The sequence below is a fragment of the Pseudodonghicola flavimaris genome (assembly GCF_030164425.1).
Taxonomy (GTDB): domain Bacteria; phylum Pseudomonadota; class Alphaproteobacteria; order Rhodobacterales; family Rhodobacteraceae; genus Pseudodonghicola; species Pseudodonghicola flavimaris.
The window spans coordinates 1-2503 of record NZ_JASNJD010000050.1; the positions used below are offsets into that span (position 1 = coordinate 1).

Sequence of the window (2503 nt, forward strand, 5' to 3'; positions counted from 1 at the left end):
GTAAGCGGTGTCTGAGCGGCACGTTGTCTGCGCCGGCGCGGACTGCGAGGTGATACCCATCTCAAGATGGGAGTGCGTTTCGCAATGGATGCTCAGACTGCGTTTCTCAGATCGCTGGGAGTTGAGATCTTCGAGAGCGGGCACCGCCGGTGGCCGGAGAAGGTGAAGGCACAGGCTGTCGCGGAGACACTTGAGCCGGGCGCGACGGTCAACGCCGTGGCGGCGCGTTACGGGATGAAGCCGAACCAGTTGTCGGCGTGGCGATGCCTGGCCAAAGAGGGCAAGCTGGTCCTGCCCGCCGCCGAGATGTCGGATGAGCCGACGGCCTTCGCGCCGGTTGTCCTGTGCGAGCCGAAGCCCCCGCAGGCGCCGCAGCCCTCGGGGCGGTCGGACGACAGTCTGCGTCTCGTCTTCGGTGACGTAACGATCGCGCTTGCCGCCGACACCCCGGCGGTGCGGATTGCCGAGATCGTCCATGCGCTCGGGGCGTCCTCGTGATGATGCCGTCCCACACCGTCCGTATCCTCGTGGCGACCCAGCCGGTCGACTTCAGGAAAGGCCACGACGGTCTCGCCGCGCAGGTCGCATCGGTCCTAAAGGAGGATCCGTTCACTGGCACCGTGTTTTTGTTCCGGGCGAGGCGTGCAGACAGGCTGAAGATCCTCTTCTGGGACGGCACCGGGCTGGTGATGGCCTACAAGCGGCTCGAGGAGAGTTCCTTCACCTGGCCGGCGGTTCGGGACGGCGTGATGACTTTGAACCGGGCGCAGTTCGAAGCCCTGTTCGCCGGTCTCGACTGGCGCAAGGTGAAGGCCCTGGAGATCCGCCGCCCGGCTGCGGCAGAGTGAATCAGGCACGAGAAAGGGCGGGCCTTCGAGGCGGCTTCGGGGTAGCCTCCGGCCATGTCATCCACCGCGATCATTGACCTGTCCGCAATCCCCGAGGCGCAGCGCGAAGCTGTCGCCGCGCTGCTGCGCGAGCATGAGGAGCTCAAAGGTGAGAGGGTCAGCCTCAAGGAGATCATCAAGCGCCTCGAGCATCTGGTTGCCGAACTCAACCAGGCAGTCCACGGCAAACGGTCCGAGAAGCTCAGCGAAGATGACCGGCAGCTGGCGTTCGAGGATCTCGAGATTGCGGTCGCCGAAGCCGAGGAGAAGCAGGAGACGCAAGCGCCGTCCGAGAGCCGACCCCGGCGTGCAGCCCGGCGCAATCGAGGCAACCTGCCCAAGGACCTGCCGCGCATCGAGCGCGTGATCGAGCCGGACAGTTTGCAATGTCCTTGTGGCTGCGGGGAGATGCACAAGATCGGCGAGGACCGCACAGAGCGACTGGACATCGTGCCCGCCCAGCTGCGCGTGCTCGTCACGGTTCGCCCCAAATACGCCTGCCGCGCCTGCACCGATGGCGTGACCCAGGCGAGCGCCCCGGCGCATCTCATCGACGGCGGCCTGCCGACCGAGGGCGCCATCGCGCATGTCCTGATCAGCAAATATGCGGACCACTTGCCCTTGTATCGGCAGAGCCGGATCCTTGCCCGATCGGGCATCGAGATCCACCGCAGCACGCTGGCCGACTGGGTCGGCACCGCCGCCTTCCATCTCGGTCCCGTCGTCGACCGGCTGGCCGAACATCTGAAGACGTCGACCAAGCTCTTCATGGATGAAACCACTGCCCCTGTGCTGGATCCGGGGCGCGGCAGGACCAAGACGGGATATCTCTGGGCGCTCGCCCGCGACGACCGGTCATGGGGCGGAGATGATCCACCGGGCGTGGTCTTCTTCTACGCGCCCGGCCGCGCCGGGGAGAACGCGGAGAAGATTTTGCACGGCTTCGACGGCATCCTGCAGCTCGATGGCTACCAGGGTTACAACCGTTTGACGCGTCCCGCCCGCAAGGGTGGCAACCCGATCCGCGTGGCGCATTGCTGGGCCCACGCCCGGCGCAAGCTGAAGGAGGTCTTCGACCGCGACGGCTCCGAGATCGCCGCCGAGGGGCTGCGCCGCATCGCCGAGTTCTACAAGATCGAAGCCGACATTCGCGGCACGGCGCCGGGACAGCGGCTCTCGGCCCGGCAGGCGCGCACAGCGCCCCTCGTGGTCGAGTTCGGTGAATGGCTAAAACAGCAACGTTTGCGTGTCTCCGCCAAGTCGCGTCTGGGCGAGAAGCTCGCTTACATCCACCGGCACTGGGACGGGCTCCAGACCTTCCTGCACGATGGACGGGTGGAGATCGACTCCAACAGCGTGGAGAACCTGATCCGGCCCATCGCTCTGAACAGGAAGAACGCATTGTTCGCCGGACATGATGAAGGCGGGCGCGCTTGGGGACGCATCGCGTCGCTCATCGAGACCGCAAAGATCAACGGCGTCGAGCCCTTCGCCTATCTCAAGACCACCCTCGAGGCCATCGCCGCCGGCCATCCGCAAGGCCGCATCGACGAACTTCTCCCGTGGAACTTCAAGCCGTCAAGCTGAACCTGAGGTGGGATGCAGCCGCCGCTTAC

At 65.7% G+C, this 2503-nt stretch carries 3 protein-coding genes; all 3 read left to right on the forward strand.

Going from position 1 to position 2503, the window contains the following annotated elements; genetic code table 11:
* Positions 1-84 precede the first annotated feature (84 nt).
* The 3 genes from tnpA to tnpC are packed head-to-tail and all read left to right on the forward strand — an operon-like array spanning position 85 to position 2474.
* Positions 85-498: an IS66-like element accessory protein TnpA gene (gene tnpA / locus QO033_RS25135; protein WP_284483428.1), complete on the forward strand. Its 414-nt coding sequence runs from the start codon at positions 85-87 to the stop codon at positions 496-498.
* Entirely contained in the window at positions 498-848 is a 351-nt protein-coding gene (gene tnpB / locus QO033_RS25140; RefSeq protein ID WP_284483429.1) for an IS66 family insertion sequence element accessory protein TnpB, read from the forward strand. Before tnpA ends, tnpB begins: the two co-directional genes overlap by 1 nt.
* A 54-nt stretch (positions 849-902) precedes the next feature.
* The gene (gene tnpC / locus QO033_RS25145; RefSeq protein ID WP_284483430.1) at positions 903-2474 is read left to right on the forward strand and encodes an IS66 family transposase; all 1572 of its coding nucleotides are present in this window, start codon (positions 903-905) and stop codon (positions 2472-2474) included.
* The last annotated feature ends 29 nt before the right edge of the window (positions 2475-2503 follow it).